We start from the raw sequence: 21,189 nt of genomic DNA, 5'->3' as shown, positions 1-21,189 counted from the left end.
CGCGGCAAATACGTTGCACACTTTGGCGTGAGGTTAACCGGCAAGTTCGGCGCGATTTAGCGCACAATGTGACCAAAGTTCGTCCATCGCCTGTACCAGACGGTTCATTTCGTCAGGTCCATGCACCGGAGAAGGGGTAAAGCGCAGACGCTCGGTTCCGCGCGGAACGGTCGGGAAATTAATCGGTTGCACATAAATGCCGTAATCATCCAACAGCATATCGCTGAGCTTCTTGGTATGGACCGGGTTTCCGACGATCACGGGCACGATATGGCTTCCGTGGTCGATCAGCGGCAGTCCCATCCCCTTCAACCGCAGCTTGAGGATTTTGGCCTGCGTCTGATGCTGCTCGCGCAGTTCAGGTGCAGTTTTCAGGTAGGCAACAGATGCGGCAGCCCCGGCCGCAACCGCAGGTGGCAGGGACGTGGTAAAGATAAAGCCCGGTGCGTATGACCGCACGGCGTCGCACATCTTGGCGCTGGCCGCGATATAGCCGCCCATCACGCCATAGGCTTTTGCCAGCGTGCCGTTGATGATGTCGATCCGGTGGGCAAGGTTATCGCGCTCGGTCACACCGCCCCCGCGGGGGCCATACATGCCCACGGCATGCACTTCATCGATATAGGTCAGCGCGCCGAATTCATCTGCCAGATCACAGATTTCTTCGATTGGACCAAAATCGCCATCCATTGAATAAACCGACTCGAATACGACCAGTTTGGGCGCGGCGGGGTCATCCGCCTCAAGCAGTTCGCGCAGATGCGCCACGTCATTGTGCCGGAAGATGCGCTTAGCCCCGCCATTCCGGCGTACGCCTTCGATCATCGAGGCATGGTTCAGCGCGTCAGAATAGATGATCAGGCCCGGGAACAGTTTGGGCAGCGTGCTGAGCGTTGCGTCATTGGCGATATAGGCGCTGGTAAAAAGCAGCGCGGCTTCCTTGCCGTGCAGATCGGCCAGTTCAGCCTCAAGCCTTTTGTGATAAACTGTGGTGCCCGAGATATTGCGTGTACCGCCCGAACCTGCACCGGCTGCATCAACAGCTTCGTGCATTGCATTCAGAACGACCGGGTTTTGCCCCATGCCCAGATAATCGTTGCCGCACCATACGGTGATATTCTGCTGTGACCCGTCCGGACGCGTGCGCACCGCATGGGGGAAATGTCCATTGCGACGTTCGATATCGATAAAGGTCCGGTAACGACCTTCATCATGCAGCCTGGCAATCGCTGAATCGAGCTGAGCAGTATAGTCCAAAGGACCCTCCTTGAACGCCCGTATCCGGTTTCCCACTGGGCGATATTTTCGCCACATCCCACAGCTTACCCTGTTTCGGTGGCTTTGTGTTCCCTTATTCAGCTGGTTACAGCCGAAAAGGTGAACCCAACTTTGATTTGCATCAAATATAAGTTTGCACCCCGTCCGACAAGTAAAGTTACGGCCATCGGACGCGTGGAAACGACGCAGGGCTCGCCGCCCTACCCAAGCTTACACTGCCGGGCCGCAATCCGTGTCAACACCTCTGGACGGCGCCGACAACGCTGCTAGGGTTCGCAGGAACAAAAAAACAGGCAGGAGCCCCCCATGTCGCTAGACGCCGTGCTGAACCGGATTGACGAAGATTTGCAAACCTCGATCGACCGCCTGATGGAACTGCTGCGCATCCCGTCGATTTCGACCGACCCCGCATACAAGGCCGAGGTCAGCCGCGCCGCGGACTGGCTGGTTGCTGATCTGAACAGTATAGGGATTGCGGCTGAGAAACGGGAAACACCGGGCCACCCAATGGTTGTCGGTCGCGTGGGTGAGGACGCGACTGCTCCGCATTTCCTGTTTTACGGCCACTACGATGTGCAGCCGGTCGATCCGCTGAACCTGTGGAACCGGGATCCGTTCGATCCCGCCATTGAGGACACCGAAACCGGTCCAGTCATCCGCGGACGCGGAGCATCAGACGACAAGGGTCAGCTGATGACTTTTGTCGAAGCCTGCCGCGCCTGGAAGGCCGTGCACGGATCCTTGCCCTGCCGCATCACTTTCTTTTTCGAGGGCGAAGAAGAATCAGGCTCGCCCTCACTGGTTCCTTTCCTCAAGGAAAATGCCGCCGAACTCAAAGCGGATCTGGCGCTGGTCTGCGATACATCCATGGTGTCACGCGGCGTTCCGTCAATTGCGGCGCAGTTGAGGGGCATGCTGAAGGACGAGTTTACCATTGTGGGGCCGCGCATCGACCTGCATTCCGGCCACTATGGCGGCCCGGGCCTGAATCCTCTGCGCGAACTGTCGAAAATCGTGACCTCCTTTTATGACGACGAAACCGGACGGGTCGCGGTCGACGGATTCTACGAAGGTGTGCATGAAGTACCCGAAGACCAGTTGCGCCAATGGCAGAATTGCGGCTTCGACGAAGCGGATTATCTGAATTCGGTCGGCTACACCCAGCCGCATGGCGAAAAGGGGTACTCCACCTTGGAGCAACAATGGGCACGACCAACGCTCGAAGTGAACGGGCTGTGGGGCGGTTATAACGGTGCGGGCTCCAAAACAGTTATTCCGTCCGAGGCCCATTGCAAAATCACCTGCCGCCTTGTTGGTGACATGGACCCGGACGCGCTGCGCGCCAAAATCCGCAAACATGTCGAGGATCGGCTGTCCCCGGACGCCAAAGTGGTCTGGGACAACGACATGGAAGGTTCTCCCGCGTCGGTCATGAATATCACCCGCCCCGAATTCGAAGCCGCGCGCGGCGCATTGTCGGATGAATGGGACCGCGAGGCGGTGTTCACTGGAATGGGGGGATCAATCCCTGTTGTCGGCTATTTCAACACCGTTCTGGGGCTCGACTCGATGCTGGTTGGCTATGCAAACGAAGATGATGCCATCCATTCGCCGAACGAGAAATATGACGTGAAAAGCTTCCACAAGGGCATCCGGTCATGGGCGCGCATTCTGGATGCTTTGAACAAATAGGTCTTATGCGAGGCTCTGCCTCGCGCTCCGGGATATTTGCAGCCAGATGAATAATGGATCCCTGCTTCATCTGGCCTAAAATATCCCGGGGGAGGCGCGCGGCACGCGCGGCGGGGGCAGAGCCCCCAACCCTGACGGGGAACTACGCCGATCTTACATATGGATCACGCGACCATAGGCATCCAGCACACTTTCGTGCATCATCTCTGACAGTGTCGGGTGCGGGAAGACGGTGTTCATCAGGTCTTCTTCCGTTGTCTCCAGCTGGCGACCGACCACGTAACCCTGAATCAGTTCGGTAACTTCGGCACCGATCATGTGGGCGCCCAGCAACTCGCCTGTTTTGGCATCGAACACGGTTTTGATCAGCCCGTCAGGCTCACCCAAAGCGATGGCCTTGCCATTGCCGATAAAGGGAAAGCGGCCGACTTTGATGTCGTAACCCAGCTCTTTGGCCTTTGCTTCGGTATATCCAACCGAGGCAACCTGAGGCTGGCAATAGGTGCATCCTGCGATGCTTTCGGGTTTGACCGGGTGCGCATGTTGACCCGCGATGAGGTCCGCGACCATGACACCTTCGTGGCTTGCTTTATGTGCAAGCCAGGGCGCGCCTGCGATGTCACCGATCGCATAAAGGCCCTCAACCCCGGTGCGGCAATACTCGTCCGTAACCACATGTGTCCGGTCGATCTTGACGCCCAGAGGTTCCAGACCAAGGTTTTCGATATTGCCAACGATCCCGACAGCCGAGATCACTGTGTCGAACTCTTGTTTCTCGACCTTGCCCTTTACCTCGATATGCGCGGTCACTTTCCCCTTGCCACGGTCCAGCTGCTTGACCATGGCTTTTTCCATGATGGTCATGCCCTGTTTGGTGAACGCCTTCTTGGCCAATGCGCTGATTTCGGCGTCTTCGACCGGCAACACCCGGTCCATCACCTCGACAACTGTGGTGTCTGCGCCCAGCGTATTGTAGAAGCTGGCAAACTCGATGCCGATCGCACCGGACCCGATGACGAGCAGTTTTTTCGGCATCCGCGGCGGTTGCAGCGCGTGCTTGTACGTCCAGACCAGATCGCCGTCAGCTTCAAGGCCCGGCAGTTCCCGCGCCCGTGCCCCGGTTGCGAGAATGATGTTCTTGGCGGTCAGTTCCTCGGTGCCTTTGTCGGTCTTGACGCTGACCTTGCCTTTTGCAGGGATCGTGGCCTGCCCCATTACAACGGCAACCTTGTTCTTCTTCAGCAGATGGCCAATGCCTCCTGACAGCTGCGCGGCCACGCCACGGGATCGTTTGACCACCGCGTCCAGATCATATCCGATCTTTTCGGCTTTCAGACCGAAATCCTTGGCGCGCTCCATCAGATGAAACACTTCGGACGACCGCAACAGCGCCTTGGTGGGAATACAGCCCCAGTTCAAGCAGATCCCCCCCAAATGCTCGCGCTCGACAACCGCGGTTTTCAAGCCCTGCTGGGCTGCGCGGATTGCAGCGACATAGCCGCCGGGGCCAGCCCCGATTACGATCAGATCATAGGATTGTGCAGCCATGTGTTCCTCTCGGCGCAGGAGTTGAAAATTTAGTTTACCATTAAACTATTATTCGGAACGCATCAATATACCGATCCCGCGACAAATAGGACGCAGGGTAAGCGATGCCTAAACTTGCGGAATTCAGCCTATACCCCGGGCCATGCAATGGCTAGAAAAGAAACGCCGACACCGGTCGGACCTACTCTTTTCTCAACCCATTCAAGGGGCTGACCATGGCCAAAACTCTGAAAGATCTGCTGCTTGCCCTGCTCAACGCCACATTGATACTTGTTGCGCTGTGCCTGTTTCTGGGCTGGAAACTGGCGTCGAAAGCCGAAAGCATCACTGCTGAAGTCTCGCAAACGGTTCAGGCCGTGACCCCCATCCGGGATGAGGCGAAGGGCATTCGGGACGAGCTTGCGGCGCTGCGGACTGATTTGACGGCGATTTCACAGCAAGACACGTTGGCAGACAGCCAAGCCGCGCAAAACCTCCAGGCAACGCTGGGCCGCCTGAATGCAGCAGAACAGAAGCTGCAAACGGTTCAGGAGCGGATTTCGGAACTTGCTGACACGCCAGAAGTGCTGATTGCGCAGGCGATCCAAACCGGTGCCGATATCGCAGCGGAACGCGTTCTGGCATTAAGGGGATGCACGCCTAAGTCATAAAGCGCAGCCGCGGCCAAAGCGCGGTTGCGGTTTAGCGCTTAGCCCGTTGCCTGTAGTTCGCGCACGGTTGTCCCGTACCCGCCCATATCGACATAAGCAGTTTCGTGCGGGGTCGAGCTGCGGGACAACGCTGCGTTCCGATACGGGAAACGACCAAACTTGCGGATCACCTCGCGATGCGCTCTGGCGTGCAGCAGGTTGCTTGCGTCGCTGCTCATGTTTTGGCAGATCAGACGCACACAGCGTTCCTGATCGCACAGGTTTTCCGAGTGCATCATGGGCAGGTAAAAGAACTGTCTGGCCGGTTCGTCGATCTTCTTGTCCCAGCCTTTGTCGACTGCGCATTTTGCTGCCGCCAATGCCGCACGATCAGTCGAGAAGGCACGCGCCTCCCCCCGGAACATGTTACGCGGGAACTGATCTGTCAGGATGATATAAGCAAGCGCCCCGCTAGGGTAAGTCAGCCAGAGCGAAAACCGGCCCGCTGCCGCCGCTTCCCAAGTTGGCTGAAACCGCGCCCGAATGTCTGCATCCAGCGCCTCATCCTCAAGATACCAACCCTTAGGGCCAACTTCATCTAACCAAAAACTCAATACTTCTTCAGGCGTTACCATTGCCTTAAACTCCGTCAATTGCCCGCGCCCCAGACGTAACGTCATTTAAGTCCCTTTTACAGAACTGTTACAGTAACATATTGCAACACAAACGACATAATTTCGTGTCTCAAGCGGTTTCGCGCGCGCCCTCTTCGAACTCGGCTTCTGCCGCCTCTATCGCAACTTCCTGTGCAACCTCGAATGCAACGGGCGACGCGGTGGGATAAAGCGTCGACATGGTGCTGGTTTCATCAACAGGAACTGCTGCACGCTGGGTCATCCGGTAGACCGAATAGGCGGCCAACGCGACAAGCAACACGGCGATGATCAGGAAAAAGCCCGGAGGGCCAAACACTGCATCCCCCATCAGCCAACCTGTGATAACAGGTCCGGTAATTGCACCAAGGCCGTTGATAAAGATCAGGCCGCCGGATGCCGCGGCCATGTCTTCGTATTCCAGAAAATCGTTGGTGTGCGCAATCAGCAATGAATACAAAGGGTTGGTCATTCCGCCGATCACAAAAGCAGACGCCAGAAGGATTTCGAAGGAAAAGCCATAAAGCATACCACTGACGGCGCCAACTGCACCGGTTGCCGCGACCAACAGGATCAGGAAACGCCTGTCCATCCGGTCGGAAAACCAGCCCAGCGGGTATTGCAGGACAATTGCCCCAACATAGAACGCCGCCACAAATGCCGAGATTTCAACCAAGGACAGACCGGCCTGGGCCCCGTAAACCGCAGACATCCCGAATTGCGCCGAGAACACGCCGCCTAGCAGGAACATGCCGACACACCCCAGCGGAGAGCTTTTCATCAATTCCCGCAACGTCATCGGCTTGGTAGTATCGAATGCCGGCGTTGGCGAAATTGACAGCAAAATCGGTGCGAAAGATACCGAAACAAGGATCGAGGCGATCACGAATGTTTCGTATCCGGCAGGGTCGCCCAACAGGAAAAGGCCCTGCGCGCCGATGATACCCAACATCTGAACGATCATGTAAAGCGACAGGGCCTGACCGCGGTTTTCATTATTGGCTGCGTTGTTGAGCCAGCTTTCCGCAGTGACGTAAACGCCCGAAAAACAGAACCCGATCACTACGCGTCCCAGAACCCAGGCAATCGGGTCTGCCAGCATCGGATACATGATCATCACGGCAGAAATGAAAGACGCCAGCGCCGCGAAGACCCGCACATGACCAACACGCCGGATCATCTCGGGCGCAAGCCGTGAACCACCCAGAAAACCAACAAAATATGCTGACATTACAAAAGACATCTCAAGGGTCGAAAACCCCTCGAGTTGTCCGCGAACACCCAGGATCGTGCCCTGAAGGCCGTTTCCGACCATCAGCAACCCCATGCCGAGCAACAATGCCCATGCGCTGGACAGAACCTGAATCATTTGGGCCTCCGATAGGTGCCAAGCTGGTTTGAGTTTTGTTCTGCGATCAAAGACCGCTTCCATCGCGCTTGTCTACGACATTCCCTGTCGGTGATGCCGTATGCGCGCCTATCCGGGGATCAAAAGCGACGCATCGCCATAAGAAAAGAACCGGTATTTCTGCGCGATGGCATGGGCGTAAACCTCGCGCATCCGGTCCTGACCCATCAACGCCGAAACCAGCATCAACAACGTGGATTTCGGCAGATGAAAATTTGTCATCAGCGCATCGGTCACGTGAAACCGGAAACCGGGATAGATGAAGATATCGGTGTCACCTTCCCACGGTTCGATCGTGCCAGAACGCGCAGCACTTTCGATCAGGCGCAAGGCGGTGGTGCCCACCGGGATGACACGCCCGCCCGCAGCTTTTGTCGCCTGTATCTCGGCAACAGCCTCGGCGCTGACCTGCCCCCATTCGGCGTGCATCTTGTGGGTTGTCACATCCTCGACCTTGACCGGCAGGAAGGTTCCGGCGCCAACATGCAGGGTCACATGTGTGACGGCGACACCCCGTTTCGACAAAGCCTGCATCAGGGCATCGTCAAAATGCAACGAGGCGGTCGGGGCTGCCACCGCACCGGACCTGCGGGCCCAGATGGTCTGATAATCCGTCTTGTCCTGCTCGTCCGCCGGACGTTTGGCGGCGATATAGGGCGGCAGCGGCATCGCACCGGCCTGATCCAGCGCCTTGTCGAAATCCTGACCACTGAGATTGAAGCGCAAGTAGGCCTGCCCGTCTTCCACCCGATCCAGCGTCGCGCTCAGATCGGCCGAAAACACGATCTCTTCCCCCGACTTCACTTTCTTCAATGGCTTGATCAGCGCAGACCAGGTGCCATCGGCCTGCGGGTCCAGCAGAGTGGCCTCGACCCCGGCGGAAACCGGGCCTTGCGCGCTGCTTCTGTGGCGCCGCCCGTTCAGGCGCGCCGGGATAACGCGCGTGTCGTTCAGCACCAGCCGGTCGCCTGGCCGCAGGAAATCGGGCAGGTCGAACACGTGGCTGTCCACTGTGGCACCCCCCCGCACCACAAGAAGGCGCGCAGAGGATCGCGGGCTGGCAGGCCGCGTGGCAATCAGGTCGTCGGGCAGGTCGAAATCAAAATCGCTGAGCTTCATGACCGCGCCTTACAACCCCGCAAAAGATTCGGCCATATCCCGTCAGCGGTCACTGGGAGGAGAGCCAAATGTCGGTTTCGGCTCGTCAGGTTCCACCGGCGCAGCATTGGGGCCGTCCGAGACCGTTGGCGCAGGCTGACGCAAGAGATCACGCAGAAACAGGGGCGCCAGACCAGACAGAGGGTTCACCGCGACTTTGGGCGAGGATATCGGCCCGGTGAGAGTGTAATTGAACCCAAAGACGCCTTCACCCTTGCGGGTAAATACGCTGCCAACGGCATTTAGAAGGTAAATCGGTGAAATCGCCCCCCGCAGGTTCAGCAGGCTGTTCACGGTGTCGATTGTGCCATCAAACGAAAGCCCCATTGACGGGCCAACAGCGCTGCCACTCAGCACTTTGATGTCGGTGGGCGATATCCTCATGCGGCTGTCAATCGCCGAAAAGAAGATCCCCTGCCCGGCCATCTCGTCCAGCAGACCAACAAGGCTGATCGCGTTCAGGATCGCGGCCATGGCCGGGGCATCGGTGATCCGGGTATTAACGATCTTCAGGATCACGTCGTAACTGCCGGGCGCAGCTACTGGCTCAAGCTTCAGGTCCAGATCACCGCCGCGCGCCTGTGTCAGAACCCCGGCTGATCGCAAAACGGCCCCCGCGTCTTTCGACGTCAGGTCAACGGCGCTTCGATTTCCTCGCGGGGTGACTTGACCGGAAACAGCCGCACCGCCGTTCACCCGCGCTGTGAAGGTGCCATTTACGCCACCGGTTGTCTGGAACGCCCCCCGGAAACCTGTCAGCGCGACAGTTTCGGTGACCTGAAGACGGTCCAGTGCCACGTCCAGCTTCGGCCCGGGGGGCCCGCCGCCACCCGATCCTCCGCCGCTTTCCCCGAAATTCGCACGCCCCATGTTCAGCACACCGCCTAAGACGCGGATATCCGGGACAGCAGCCCCCCGCCCGATCAGCTCCGCTGGAACCGCAAGCCAGTCCCCCAGGTCGAACGAGCTGAACTGGACGCGGTCATATTCACCGTTTTCGTGAAAGGAAATGGATGCGGTTGTGCGCAGTCCCGCTGCATCGATCCGCAGGTCGTCCACCTTCAGCTGCGCGCCCAACGTCGCGTCCGCAGTCAGCGATCCCGTGGTGTTCGCTGCCTTGCGCCAGCCAAGTTCGGGGATGGCAAGTGCCACGCCCTGAAGGTCCGAAACAACAGACAGTTTCGGAGGTACCCCAGCGCCCAGGCCCAGTGTAATATCGGCAGTTCCTTTGCCCGTCAGCATCCCCGGCGGCAGACCGGCCCTGATCTCATCCATCAGACGCGGGGACAGTTCGATCTGGCCGGTCAAGGTGCTGCGCTGTTCAGTTTCGCCGTCAATGGGTTGCTGCCAAAGTGCCTCTAGCGGTACATCGCCGAACTGACCCAGTCCCTGAATCTGAACACCCGACTGATTGCCGGAAATATCCAGAATCGGGGCACTTACGGAAAATCCCGGCACCAGACGGTCACTGGACAGATTGGCCAACGTTCCGTTGAAGTGAAATTCGGTATCCTGAAACTTCAACTCTTTTATCAACGGCAGGGACAGCGTTCCGGTCAACGCAACCGTGCCTGTGGCAACGTCAACGGGCAACCCGGCCTTGCTCAGCAATTCCAGCGGCGGTCGGTCCAGCAGCGACAACGCAGAGGTCACGCTGCCCTTTGCCTGAATACGCGCGATGCCGGGTGCGGATTTCTTGATATCCGTGTCAGGTATGATGAAGGACGTCCCCGCGGCATCCACACTCCCCCCGTCATCGGCGATCACCACCCCGTGCTGCGCAGTGACCGTAAACCGGCTGTCGATCAGACTGGCCTGCCCCTGTGCATTCTCGATCGGCGGCAGGGTCTTTGCAAAGCGAACCTTGGCTTGCTCGAACCCGAAATCAAGATACAGGTCCGGTTTGGAACCGGGCTCCAGACGCAGGGCGAAATCCATGTCCGACAAAACCCCCTGATAGAGGTTTTCCGTCACCCATTCCCGTGGCTTCGGCGCCAGACGCTCGGGCCAGTAACTCAGAACATTGTCCGAGCTCATCTGATCCAGATGGGCATCCAGCGCCACAGCCCAGCCATCGGGACGACCGTGCAAAACCCCGAAGGCGCGCACGGTATGACCCGGATCCTCGATGGTCATCTGGCCAAGGCGCAACTGGAACGGGTTGAACGCCATCTTGAAATCCACGCTGGCACGCGACAGCTGAATCGGCTCCGGGAAAAGATTTGCCGGGTTCACATTGATCCCGGACAAGCGCAACTGCGTCTCCAGACTGTCCAGCACACCGTCCTCAGCCCCTTGCAGAAACGCCTTTCCGTCGGCCTGAACTGTGCCCCAGGCCGACACCACCGACACCTCATTGAAGTCCAGCATCTGGGCTTTCGGGTCATAGGTGAAATACGTGCGAGCAGATTCGAAAGGAACCGGGCGCGTTTCCGGGTTGGGCTGCACCGCCCCGGCCCCCAGATTGAGGGTTGCGAACACGGTTCCTGTGGCCCCGTTCTCATCGACACTGCCCCGCAAAGCCCCTGAAATCGGTGCGCGTAGAACCTGCAACCAGGCAAGGGCCGGGCTTTGGCCTGCTATGTCTTCGGCCGGAAGATCGGTGACCGAGATGCCAAAGCTGGCGGCAGGCGTGCCCAGCACGCTGGTATAGTTGGCCTCGATACTGCTGACATAGTCACGCCCGGCCAGAACCGAAAACCCGGTCGCAAGCCGCACTTCGTTGTCACTGCGGTTCGCCTGAATATGCCCACCGTCCAGAACCCACGACCGCCCCTGCCGCAGGTCGCGGTAATCCAGCGTAATCGCATCAAGTTCGACCGAGGTCAGCGCCGACAGGAGCGGAGACTGAAACACCTCGTCCGATCCCTCGATCAGCTGTGCAAGGTCCGGCGCTTCCTGCACCGGCGCGCTGCCCGATCCCACGGTCAGGGTCAGCGCCCCGTCCTGATCGCGGGTCATGGCGATCTGCGCGCCGCTCAGAATGATGCGCTTGGGCCGGACCTGACCGCGCAGCAAGGGACGCATGGCCAGGCTGGCGCGCATATCGGATACCTGCGCAATCTGCTGGCCTGCGGCGTCACTGATGGCAACATCGGTCAGCCGCAGACGGGGGCGCCAGCCTTCGTGGATGATGAAACTGACGTCTCCAAACCGGATTTGCAGCCCGCCCAGCGCCCGTTCCAGCCGGGCTTCGACCCTGTCGCGCAGCCAGACCGGCGCGTGCATCCTCTGCCCCACGACCATGAAACCAGTGAACATCGCCAGAAGCACCAGCACGATGGCCCCACGCATGGCCCACAGACCAGCGGTGCGGCGGCGCGACCGACGGCGCACAGGCTTGCCCGGCTTTGCTTCGTCGTCTTCGTGCTGCTTCAATTTGCTATCCACGCCTTCCAACCCGCACGCGTTGCCCTATGATGACGGGCAGCCTTTAAAAACCTTTAGCGGAGTTTCCAATGCCCGACGTTTCAGACATCGCCCCAGACTTCACTTTGCCGCGCGACGGCGGTGGCGAGGTGACGCTTTCGGCGTTGCGCGGTGGCACCGTGGTTTTGTTCTTCTATCCCCGTGATGATACGCCGGGCTGCACCAAGGAATCCATCGGTTTCTCAGAGCAGCTTCAGGCGTTTACCGATGCAGGGGCTCACGTTTTCGGCATTTCGCGGGACAGCGTCGCCAAGCATGACAAGTTTGTCGCCAAACACGGGCTGACCACTCCGCTGTTGTCGGACGAAGGCTCGACCGTCTGCGAGGACTATGGCGTATGGGTTGAAAAGAACATGTATGGCCGGAAATCGATGGGGATCGAGCGATCGACCTTTGTCATTGATAGCGAGGGACGCATTGCCAAGGTCTGGCGCAAGGTCAAGGTGCCCGGCCATGTGGATGAGGTGCTGGAAGCGGTGAAAGCGATCTAAGCCCCCCTCGACCTGCCGCGCCATCCGGTCTATCACCCGCGCTGACATGCCAAAGGCGGAGCGACCCGGTGCCCAAAACACTGACACAGATGGCGACAGAGGTTCTGACAACAGCGGACGGGCGGGCCAAAACCGCCCTGTCCAAAGCCCATGCCGCCGCGTGGTTTGCCTCCCGCAAGGCCGAGGGTGAACCCATCGAGATCGGCACCGCATCACCGCCCCTGTCCCCCGCGCGCCCGGACAAGCCCGCGCTGTTGTCCCCGCGTGAGGTACCCAAACGGAAACCAGGTACCGAGGCCGGGCGCATTGCCCTGCTACACGCGGTTGCCCATATCGAGCTGAACGCTGTCGATCTGCACTGGGACATCATCGCGCGCTTTGGCCATGTACCCATGCCCATCGGGTTCTACGATGACTGGGTGAAATGCGCCGAAGAAGAATCGCGCCATTTCGAGATGGTCTGCGATTGTCTGGAACAGATGGGCAGCCATTATGGTGCCCTACCCGCTCATGCCGGTATGTGGCGCGCTGCCGAAGATACTGCCGAAGATCTGATGGGGCGGCTGGCCGTTGTGCCCATGGTGCTTGAGGCGCGTGGGCTGGATGTGACCCCCGGCATGATCGAGATATTCCGCAAGGCCAAGGCCGAGCAGGCCATCGCCGCGCTCGAAGTGATCTATGCCGAAGAGGTCGGCCACGTCGCTTACGGCTCAAAATGGTTCCACTTCCTGTGCGGCCGCGAAAATGCCGATCCTAAGGATGTGTTTCACGCTCTGGTCCGACGGTATTTCCACGGTGTTCTCAAACCGCCCTTCAACGAAGAAAAACGGGCCGAAGCCGGATTGCCCCCCGATTTCTACTGGCCCCTGACCGAAGACCTGCCCGCGCCCGGAGACCTCTCGAACTGACACTTCTGCGTTATTTTCGGCAAAATCTCGCCGATCTTTGGGGGATTTCAGCGCCGTTTGCACTTGATTGGTCAACAAACTTGCCCGAACGCCGCTGCCGCTTTATGCAATCGGCGCAAGGGACGGCAGGCACTCACGACCGGTTCCGATCTTGGGGATGAAAGGTAGGGCGCGTGCGAACACGTCTGACAATAAAACTGCACTCACTGCTTGAGAGGCATTTCCCGGAACGCCGGGTCTTTCTGAAATCCGACAAGGACACAAGGTTTATCCGGCTCAGTTCGGAAACTCAGGTGGTCGCAGTGGCCGGAGTTGCCGTCATGGTCGGATGGACAGCGGTTGCGACAGCCATACTGTTGATGGACAGCATCGGGGCCGGGAATTTCCGGGAACAGGCAAAGCGCGATCAGGCCATCTATCAGGAACGCCTGAACACCCTGTCGGCAGAACGCGATTCCCGCGCGCATGAAGCACTGGCCGCTCAGGACCGGTTCAATGCCGCGCTGGACCAGATTTCCGCGATGCAGTCGGAGCTGCTGGCCTCGGAAAACCGTCGCCGCGAACTTGAGACAGGTATCGAAGTTATCCAGACGACATTGCGCGCCACGATGAAGCAGCGCGAAGAGGCGCGCTCAGAGCTGGCCCAATTGAAACAGGACACCAGCGGCTCTGATATGTATGCCGCGGTTTCCAGCGCCCCGGTACAGATGGCCTTCATGACCGACGCTTTGGCGCGGACGGCCAAAGAACGCGATCTGATCGCCTCCAACGCGCAGGACGCGCTGGAACAGCGGGACGATCTGGAACTTGAAATCCGTCTAATGCAGGAACGCAGCGACGAGATCTTCCGCCAGCTAGAAGAGGCGATGGTCATCTCGGTCGAACCTCTGGACAAGATGTTCCGTCAGGCCGGAATGCCCACCGATCGCATCATCGAAGAGGTCCGGCGCGGATATAGCGGTATGGGCGGTCCGCTGACCCCTTTATCCCTTAGCACACGCGGCGAAGAAGACGAGCTTTCGCCCGAAGAAGTCCGCGCAAACACGTTGCTGCGCCAGATGGATCAGCTGAACCTGTACCGGATTGCTGCGGAAAAGGCCCCCTTCGCCAATCCCGTACATTCTGCCGTGCGTTTCACCAGTGGCTACGGCAACCGGCGTGACCCCAAGTCCGGTGGTCGTCGGCAGCATAACGGTGTCGATTTTGCGGGACCGCAAGGCACCGATATATTCGCGACCGCTGATGGTGTGGTCACGCATGCCGGCTGGCAATCAGGCTTCGGACGCCTTGTGAAGATCAAGCACGCGTTCGGAATTGAGACACTTTATGCTCATAACACCAAGATCAACGTAAAGGTCGGCCAAAGGGTCTCGCGCGGGGATCATATTGCTGATATGGGTAGCACCGGACGGTCCACCGGCACGCATCTGCACTATGAGGTGCGCGTGAACGGAAATCCCGTAAACCCAATGACTTACATCAAGGCTGCGAAAAATGTTTTCTAAAAGCAAAATCAACGAGCCCGCACCCAAAGCACCTGAGGCGGCCAAACCTGCCGCTCCGGCGACCCCAGCGGCCCCTGCTCCGGCTGACGCGAAACCTGCAATGGCACCCAAGCCCAAGCCGCCGGCCTCGGTCCTGTCCTCGGATCTGCACATCACCGGCAACATCAAGACCAGCGGTGACATTCAGGTGGAAGGCACCGTCGAAGGCGACATTCGCGCCCATCTGCTGACCATTGGTGAATCGGCAACGATCAAGGGCGAAGTCACCGCAGATGACGTTGTGATCAACGGTCGTATCGTTGGCCGCGTGCGTGGTCTCAAGGTTCGCCTGACATCGACGGCCCGGGTCGAAGGCGACATCATCCACAAGACCATTGCCATCGAAAGCGGCGCGCATTTCGAAGGCTCGGTTCAGCGTCAGGACGACCCCCTCAACCCTGGCCGCAGTGCCAAAGCCGGATCGAACCCGGCGGCAGAAGTCAAACAGTAAGCAGACTGCATTTCTTGTCAGGACGCCGTGGGGCAACCCGTGGCGTCTTTTCTTTTGCGTGACCGTTTGGGTTCGGGATTCCCGTTTTCGTCCCTTTCTGATCGCGCTACAGTCGATCCATGTTGCTTTTTCTGACGGTTGTCGCGCTGATCGCTGGCGCTGCCGCCTTTCACTTCTGGTCGAAACGACAAACCCGCCTGACCTTGCTGGCCACGTCGCTGTCCCGGCACCAGCGCGATATTGTGAACGCTCAGGTGCCGATAATCCGGAAACTGCCCAAAGACCTGCGCGGGGCGCTGGAAGGAAAGATCAACCTGTTTCTTGATCAGGTCGATTTCGTCGGCTGCGACGGGCTGGACGTCACCGAAGACATGCAGGTGTCGATTGCCGCACAAGCCTGTCTGCTCGTGGTGAATACGGACCAGTGGTATGACAACCTGACGACCATTCTGGTTTACCCCGGTGCCTTCAAGTCAAAACAGCGCCGCCACAGTGGCTATGTCGTCACCGAACAGGAAATCATCCGCAGCGGGGAAAGCTGGAACCGCGGCCCCGTGATCCTGTCCTGGGCCCACAGCCAGCGCGGTGCCCTGAATGATCACGATGGTCGGAACGTCGTCTTTCACGAGTTCGCGCACCAGCTTGATGACCTTTCGGGCGCAACCAATGGTGTTCCCGTGCTCAGCAATGGCCAAAGCTTTGGCGAATGGGAAACCGCCTTTCTGAACGGTTACAAGACACATGTTCACGCCGTGGAAAACGGAAAACCCACGGTGATTGATCCCTACGGCGCGGAAGGGCACGAAGAATTCTTTGCCGTTTCGGTCGAGGTGTTCTTTGAACGACCACATGCGCTGAAATCCTCTGACCCGGCAATCTATGAACAGCTGTCAAAGCTTTTTCATCTTGATCCCGCTCAATGGCACAGGGGTCAGTTCTGACCCGATTGAGGTAGCGTCGAAAAAAATTCCCCGTTCGCAACAATTTAACATAAGCTAATTCTTGAATTACGGTTAACCTCATTATTGGGCGGAGGATTTTCTATGTCATCGAAACTACTTGCCGAGTTCTTCGGCACGTTCTGGTTGGTTCTGGGGGGCTGCGGCAGTGCCGTTCTGGCGGCAGGCGTGGCTGATGTCGGCATCGGTTGGCTTGGTGTTTCCTTTGCCTTTGGCCTTACCGTTTTGACGATGGCTTACACGGTCGGCCCAATCTCGGGCGGGCATTTCAACCCGGCCGTCAGTTTGGGCCTGATGATTGGAGGACGGTTTCCGGCCAAAGACCTTCTGCCTTATTGGGTTGCACAGGTCATTGGCGCAATTGCCGCCGCAGTGGTTCTGTACCTGATCGTCAGCGGGGCACCCGATTTCGCTGGTGTCGGTGGGTTCGCGTCAAACGGGTATGGTGAGGCCTCACCACAGGGATATTCGTTGATGTCGGCTTTGATCATCGAAATCGTGATGACCGCTTTCTTCATTCTGATCATTCTGGGCGCGACGTCGGACAAGGCACCCGCAGGGTTCGCTCCGATTGCCATCGGTCTGGCGCTGACCCTGATCCACCTGATCTCAATCCCGGTGACGAATACCTCCGTCAACCCGGCGCGCTCAACCGGCGTTGCCCTGTTTGCCGACGGCCCTGCTTTGGCTCAGCTCTGGTTGTTCTGGGTGGCCCCCCTGATTGGCGGCGCAATCGGTGCCTTGATCTGGAAAGCAATGTCCTCGGATGACTGATCCGCGCGGGAAAGGTAATTATCCCGTTTACTGAAAAACACGGTATCCTTCCGCTTAACCTGGCTTGGTTACGGCCTTTGGTTCAACGGGAGGATACAATGAAGACATTAACCACAGCATTTTTCCTAAGCTGCGCCGCGACGGCAGGCTGGGCCGAAGACAAATGGCTGAGCATCCCGCAAGCCCCCCAGATGCCCGCCGCCACCAAAGCGGGCACGGCAGAGATCAACGGCATAGACATGTATTACGCCACGTATGGCGATGCGGGCGGCACCCCGGTTCTGATGATCCACGGTGGACTTGCCCATGGCGATGTCTGGGCCGCGCAGGTTGCCGACCTGTCCCAGGATCACAGGGTAATCGTGGCGGATACGCGCGGGCACGGACGGTCCACCAACGATGGCAGCCCCTATTCCTACGCGTTGTTGTCGCAGGATTATCTGGCGCTGCTGGATCATCTGGGGGTCGATCAGGTGCATCTGGTCGGCTGGTCCGATGGGGCAAATATCGGGTATTCAATCTCGACCACCAACCCGGATCGGCTGGTCAGTCACTTTGCCCATGCAGGCAATGTCACGCTGGACGGGATCGATCCTTCGGTGGAAACCAACGAGGTGTTTGGCACTTATGTAGGCATGATGGCCCAAGATTATGCGGCCATGTCCCCCACCCCTGACGGGTTCGAGGCATTCCTTGGTGGGGTTGCCACCATGTGGGGCACCGAAAAACCCGGCGGGCTTGAGGCGCTGTCATCGATCACCGTCCCGACACTTGTGGTTCAAAGCGCACATGACGAGGCCATTCTGATGGCGCATTCACAAGCGATTGCTGACGCTATTCCGGGCGCCAAGTTGCTTGTTCTGGAAGATGTCAGCCACTTCGCATCTTTTCAGGATTCTGGCGCCTATACCCGTGCCATCCGCGACTTCATCGACCAATAGACCAAAGAAAAAGCCCGGCGCTTGAGCCGGGCTAAATCGTCTTATTCGGTAACGGTGACTTTTTTCATCACATCCGGTGCACCGATGATCGCACCGTTCTGACCTTCGCCCCGCTTGATCGCGTCGACCACATCCATACCGTCGGTCACCTGACCAACCACGGTATACTGGCCGTCCAGAAACGGGCCGGGGGCGAACATGATGAAGAACTGCGAATTGGCCGAATCCGGATCGCTGGACCGGGCCATGCCGACAACGCCCCTGTCAAAACTCACGTCCGAGAACTCGGCCGGCAGGTCCGCGCGATCAGACCCGCCGCGCCCGGCATAGCGCATGTCGAAGCCGTCCGCGCCCGAGTTGCCGTATTGCACGTCGCCGGTTTGCGCCATGAAGCCATCGATCACGCGGTGAAACACGACGCCATCGTACTGACCCTCAGCAGCCAGCGCGGTGATCTGTTCCACATGCTGGGGTGCCACATCTTCGAACAGGTCAATCGAGATTGTGCCATTGGCCCCTTCCCCTTCGACCTCAATCTGCAAACCGCTGGCCAGCGCCGGGCTTGCCAGCAAGGCAAAAGCCGCAGCCAGTTTATGCATCTGCGGCCACCTTGACGCTGATCATGCGGTCCGGGCTTGCAGGCGGCTCACCGCGTACGATGGCGTCCACATGCTCCATACCTTCGATGACCCGGCCATAGACCGTGTACTGACCATTCAGGAAGTGATTGTCCTTGAAGTTGATGAAGAACTGCGAATTGGCCGAATCCGGATTCTGCGAGCGAGCCGCGCCCAGCGTGCCGCGATCATGGGGCAGCTTGGAAAATTCTGCCGGAACATTCGGCAGTGACGAACCCCCGGTGCCCGCCATGCGCAGGTTGAACCCGTCTTCCATATCGCCATGCTGCACGTCGCCGGTTTGCGCCATGAAACCGTCGATCACACGGTGAAACGCCACGTTGTCATATTCACCGCCACGGGCCAGTTCCTTCATCCGCGCACTGTGCAACGGCGCTACATCCGGCAGCAGCTCGATGACGACGTTGCCGCCTTTCAGCTCGATGATGATTGTGTTTTCGGGGTCTTTGATCTCGGCCATGAGGCCCTCCTGTCGTTTATCTTGCGCAAATACCTATGACGCACGCGTGCGAATGCCAAGTGACGCATTGACCTGAGGGCAAAATGCAGGAAAAGAACCGCCTAAATCGGTTGCCAATGACAAGGATCGCACAATGGGCTGGAAAACACTGGACGATATGGACCTGAACGGCAAACGCGTGCTGGTGCGTGTGGACATCAACGTGCCCGTGGTTGACGGTGTTGTGACCGACGCCACCCGCATTCAAAGGATCGTCCCCTCGGTGCGCGATATTCTGGCCGCTGGCGGCAAACCGATCCTTCTGGCTCATTTTGGCCGTCCCGGTGGCGAACGGCGTGAAAGCCTGTCACTGAAACAACTGGTTCCGACATTGGAAAGCGCTTTTGGCGCCAAGGTTCTGTTTGCTGCCGATTGCGTCGGGGCCGAGGCGGAACTGGCCGCTGGTGCCTTGCAGCCCGGCCAGGTCCTGCTGCTGGAAAACACGCGCTTTCACGCGGCCGAAACCAAGAACGACGCCGGTCTGGCCGCTGGCATGGCCAAGCTGGGGGATGTCTATTGCAACGATGCGTTTTCAGCCGCGCACCGCGCCCACAGCTCGACCGAGGCCATTGCCCGTCTGCTGCCCGCCTGTGCGGGCCGTCTGATGCAGGCCGAGTTGCAGGCGCTGGAAAGCGCGCTGGGTGCGCCCAAGCGCCCGGTAACGGCGGTTGTCGGCGGCGCCAAGGTCTCGACCAAGCTGGAACTGCTGGGCAATCTGATCGACAAGGTCGATTATCTGGTGATCGGTGGTGGCATGGCGAACACATTCCTTGTCGCCCAAGGCATCAGCGTTGGCAAATCACTGGCTGAAACCGCAATGAAGGATACCGCAGCCGAAATTCTGGCCAAAGCCGAAAGCTCGGGCTGCCAGATCGTCCTGCCGCGTGACATTGTGGTGGCCGAGAAATTCGAAGCCAACGCACCCCACAAGGTTCTGCCAGCCGACCAGTGCCCCGAGGATGGCATGATCCTGGACGCGGGCCCTGAAAGCGTCGCCGCGATTACCGCGATTTTCGACAAAAGCCAGACCCTGATCTGGAACGGCCCGCTGGGCGCGTTCGAGCTGGAGCCGTTCGACGCGGCCACCAATGCCGCGGCCCTGAAAGCCGCAGCCCTCAGCCGGTCGGGTCAGCTGATTTCGGTCGCGGGTGGCGGTGACACGGTTGCGGCGCTGAACGCGTCGGGGGCGGCCAAGGATTTCACCTATATCTCGACCGCAGGCGGTGCGTTCCTTGAATGGATGGAAGGCAAAACCCTGCCCGGTGTCGCTGCGCTGGAACAATAATCGGCACTGACCGCATTTGGCCGCTTGTCAGGGTTCATGGTATTATCCCCTATTTGAATGGGGGATTATACCATGAGGTCATTATACCTGCTCGTCCTTCTCGCGATGCCGTGGCCTGCAACAGCACAATCCAGCTGCGGTGGCCAGACACAGCTTGACGCAAATTTCTGTGCCAAGGAACAATGGGAAGCCGTTGACCGCAACCTCAACCGGTTATGGAAACAGATCAAGCCTGTCGCTGATGCACGTGGCAACGGCGATGCCCTTCTGGCGGAACAACGTGCGTGGCTAAAGGCGCGGGACGCCACCTGCGACAAGGAACTGTCCGGCGGCGGCAGCGCTGCGCCGATGTTCTACTGGACCTGTATGAAAGATCAGACACTCGCAAGAAATCAGCAGCTTCAGTCCTGGCGCTGAGCTTTGACCGGAACGCACACGAAATACTGATGAAAAAACCGAATCAGGGGATTCACAACCCGAATCGCCTGTGACATAGTGCGATCAGAGGCTCGGAAAGAGCCCGTTATTGAGGCAAGTTTTCATACGGCGGTAAACAGAGTGTCCCGTTCCCATCGACCCGGTTTGGGTGCAGTTCTCTTCTTCTCGGTGGCTTTCATGCTGGGTGTGTATTTCACCTTTGCCGCCGTTCAGGGGGATTACGGCCTGTTTCGGCGGGTCGAAATTGCGGCGGAACGGGACGCTCTGTCACGCAGTCTGGAAAAACTGAATGTCGAAATCGCCGAGATGGAAAACCTGACACGGCGTTTGTCCGACACCTATCTGGATCTGGACCTGCTGGACCAGCAGGCGCGCTCGGTTCTGGGCATGATCCGGTCGGACGAAATTGTGATCCGCTGATCAAGGACCCTTTTCAGAAAAAGCAACTCAGGCCCGGCGTTTCGGC

General features: G+C 58.7%; 20 protein-coding genes. 12 read left to right on the top strand and 8 right to left on the bottom strand.

Features of this window, described 5'->3' with window-relative positions; all coding sequences use genetic code 11:
* Positions 1 to 33: 33 nt before the first annotated feature.
* Positions 34 to 1,257: a 5-aminolevulinate synthase gene (hemA, locus tag ACR0CE_RS01465; RefSeq protein ID WP_480485327.1), complete on the bottom strand. Its 1,224-nt coding sequence runs from the start codon at positions 1,255 to 1,257 to the stop codon at positions 34 to 36.
* A gap of 327 nt (positions 1,258 to 1,584) precedes the next feature.
* Here hemA and ACR0CE_RS01460 point away from each other — a divergent pair, with 327 nt between their 5' ends.
* Positions 1,585 to 2,970, top strand: coding sequence for a M20/M25/M40 family metallo-hydrolase (locus ACR0CE_RS01460; protein ID WP_480830602.1), 1,386 nt, complete (start codon positions 1,585 to 1,587; stop codon positions 2,968 to 2,970).
* A 153-nt stretch (positions 2,971 to 3,123) separates the two neighbouring features.
* Here the strand turns inward: ACR0CE_RS01460 and lpdA are convergent, their stop codons facing one another.
* Positions 3,124 to 4,518, bottom strand: coding sequence for a dihydrolipoyl dehydrogenase (gene lpdA, locus ACR0CE_RS01455; protein WP_480830600.1), 1,395 nt, complete (start codon positions 4,516 to 4,518; stop codon positions 3,124 to 3,126).
* A 215-nt stretch (positions 4,519 to 4,733) separates the two neighbouring features.
* Between lpdA and ACR0CE_RS01450 the strand changes: the two genes are divergently transcribed.
* On the top strand, positions 4,734 to 5,168 hold the full coding sequence (locus ACR0CE_RS01450; RefSeq protein ID WP_480545429.1) for a hypothetical protein: 435 nt from the start codon (positions 4,734 to 4,736) through the stop codon (positions 5,166 to 5,168).
* A 38-nt stretch (positions 5,169 to 5,206) separates the two neighbouring features.
* On the opposite strand, the gene ACR0CE_RS01445 is transcribed toward ACR0CE_RS01450, so the two are convergent.
* The 4 genes from ACR0CE_RS01445 to ACR0CE_RS01430 form a co-directional block, all read right to left on the bottom strand.
* The gene (locus ACR0CE_RS01445; RefSeq protein WP_267364025.1) at positions 5,207 to 5,782 is read right to left on the bottom strand and encodes a DUF924 family protein; all 576 of its coding nucleotides are present in this window, start codon (positions 5,780 to 5,782) and stop codon (positions 5,207 to 5,209) included.
* Positions 5,783 to 5,891: 109 nt separating this feature from the next.
* Positions 5,892 to 7,169 carry an MFS transporter gene (locus tag ACR0CE_RS01440; RefSeq protein WP_480480448.1) on the bottom strand — a complete coding sequence of 426 codons (1,278 nt, stop codon included), beginning with the start codon at positions 7,167 to 7,169 and terminating at the stop codon, positions 5,892 to 5,894.
* Positions 7,170 to 7,277: 108 nt separating this feature from the next.
* Positions 7,278 to 8,327 carry a tRNA preQ1(34) S-adenosylmethionine ribosyltransferase-isomerase QueA gene (gene queA / locus ACR0CE_RS01435; protein WP_480830598.1) on the bottom strand — a complete coding sequence of 350 codons (1,050 nt, stop codon included), beginning with the start codon at positions 8,325 to 8,327 and terminating at the stop codon, positions 7,278 to 7,280.
* 42 nt (positions 8,328 to 8,369) lie between these two features.
* Entirely contained in the window at positions 8,370 to 11,756 is a 3,387-nt protein-coding gene (locus ACR0CE_RS01430; protein ID WP_480830596.1) for a YhdP family protein, read from the bottom strand.
* A gap of 68 nt (positions 11,757 to 11,824) precedes the next feature.
* On the opposite strand from ACR0CE_RS01430, the gene ACR0CE_RS01425 reads away from it, so the two are divergent.
* The 7 genes from ACR0CE_RS01425 to ACR0CE_RS01395 all read left to right on the top strand — a co-directional run bounded on the left by ACR0CE_RS01425 (position 11,825) and on the right by ACR0CE_RS01395 (position 17,863).
* Complete coding sequence (locus ACR0CE_RS01425; protein ID WP_209503615.1) at positions 11,825 to 12,286, top strand: peroxiredoxin; 462 nt, start codon at positions 11,825 to 11,827, stop codon at positions 12,284 to 12,286.
* Between the two features lie 89 nt (positions 12,287 to 12,375).
* Entirely contained in the window at positions 12,376 to 13,194 is an 819-nt protein-coding gene (locus ACR0CE_RS01420; RefSeq protein ID WP_480831201.1) for a ferritin-like domain-containing protein, read from the top strand.
* 173 nt (positions 13,195 to 13,367) lie between these two features.
* Complete coding sequence (locus ACR0CE_RS01415) at positions 13,368 to 14,699, top strand: DUF5930 domain-containing protein (RefSeq protein WP_209503613.1); 1,332 nt, start codon at positions 13,368 to 13,370, stop codon at positions 14,697 to 14,699.
* The gene (locus ACR0CE_RS01410) at positions 14,689 to 15,189 is read left to right on the top strand and encodes a bactofilin family protein (protein ID WP_209596778.1); all 501 of its coding nucleotides are present in this window, start codon (positions 14,689 to 14,691) and stop codon (positions 15,187 to 15,189) included. Before ACR0CE_RS01415 ends, ACR0CE_RS01410 begins: the two co-directional genes overlap by 11 nt.
* A 119-nt stretch (positions 15,190 to 15,308) precedes the next feature.
* Positions 15,309 to 16,130, top strand: coding sequence for a M90 family metallopeptidase (locus tag ACR0CE_RS01405; RefSeq protein ID WP_480830594.1), 822 nt, complete (start codon positions 15,309 to 15,311; stop codon positions 16,128 to 16,130).
* A 102-nt stretch (positions 16,131 to 16,232) separates the two neighbouring features.
* Positions 16,233 to 16,922, top strand: a complete 690-nt coding sequence (aqpZ, locus tag ACR0CE_RS01400; RefSeq protein WP_209503607.1) for an aquaporin Z — start codon at positions 16,233 to 16,235, stop codon at positions 16,920 to 16,922.
* A gap of 98 nt (positions 16,923 to 17,020) precedes the next feature.
* Positions 17,021 to 17,863, top strand: coding sequence for an alpha/beta fold hydrolase (locus tag ACR0CE_RS01395; protein WP_480830592.1), 843 nt, complete (start codon positions 17,021 to 17,023; stop codon positions 17,861 to 17,863).
* A 41-nt stretch (positions 17,864 to 17,904) separates the two neighbouring features.
* On the opposite strand, the gene ACR0CE_RS01390 is transcribed toward ACR0CE_RS01395, so the two are convergent.
* Both ACR0CE_RS01390 and ACR0CE_RS01385 read right to left on the bottom strand, forming a co-directional pair.
* Positions 17,905 to 18,462 (bottom strand): peptidylprolyl isomerase, encoded by a 558-nt coding sequence (locus tag ACR0CE_RS01390; RefSeq protein ID WP_480830591.1) that lies wholly within the window; start codon positions 18,460 to 18,462, stop codon positions 17,905 to 17,907.
* Positions 18,455 to 18,961, bottom strand: a complete 507-nt coding sequence (locus tag ACR0CE_RS01385; protein ID WP_480830590.1) for a peptidylprolyl isomerase — start codon at positions 18,959 to 18,961, stop codon at positions 18,455 to 18,457. Before ACR0CE_RS01385 ends, ACR0CE_RS01390 begins: the two co-directional genes overlap by 8 nt.
* Positions 18,962 to 19,094: 133 nt before the next feature.
* Between ACR0CE_RS01385 and ACR0CE_RS01380 the strand changes: the two genes are divergently transcribed.
* From ACR0CE_RS01380 to ACR0CE_RS01370, 3 genes are all read left to right on the top strand, one after another.
* Complete coding sequence (locus ACR0CE_RS01380) at positions 19,095 to 20,285, top strand: phosphoglycerate kinase (protein ID WP_480830588.1); 1,191 nt, start codon at positions 19,095 to 19,097, stop codon at positions 20,283 to 20,285.
* Between the two features lie 72 nt (positions 20,286 to 20,357).
* Positions 20,358 to 20,702, top strand: a complete 345-nt coding sequence (locus ACR0CE_RS01375) for a lysozyme inhibitor LprI family protein (RefSeq protein WP_480830586.1) — start codon at positions 20,358 to 20,360, stop codon at positions 20,700 to 20,702.
* Positions 20,703 to 20,843: 141 nt separating this feature from the next.
* On the top strand, positions 20,844 to 21,143 hold the full coding sequence (locus tag ACR0CE_RS01370) for an FtsB family cell division protein (protein WP_209503595.1): 300 nt from the start codon (positions 20,844 to 20,846) through the stop codon (positions 21,141 to 21,143).
* The last annotated feature ends 46 nt before the right edge of the window (positions 21,144 to 21,189 follow it).

This window comes from Ruegeria sp. L11, from assembly GCF_056531755.1.
The sequence above is the reverse complement of the archived record's forward strand: the minus strand, read 5'-3'. Positions and strand labels throughout refer to the sequence as shown.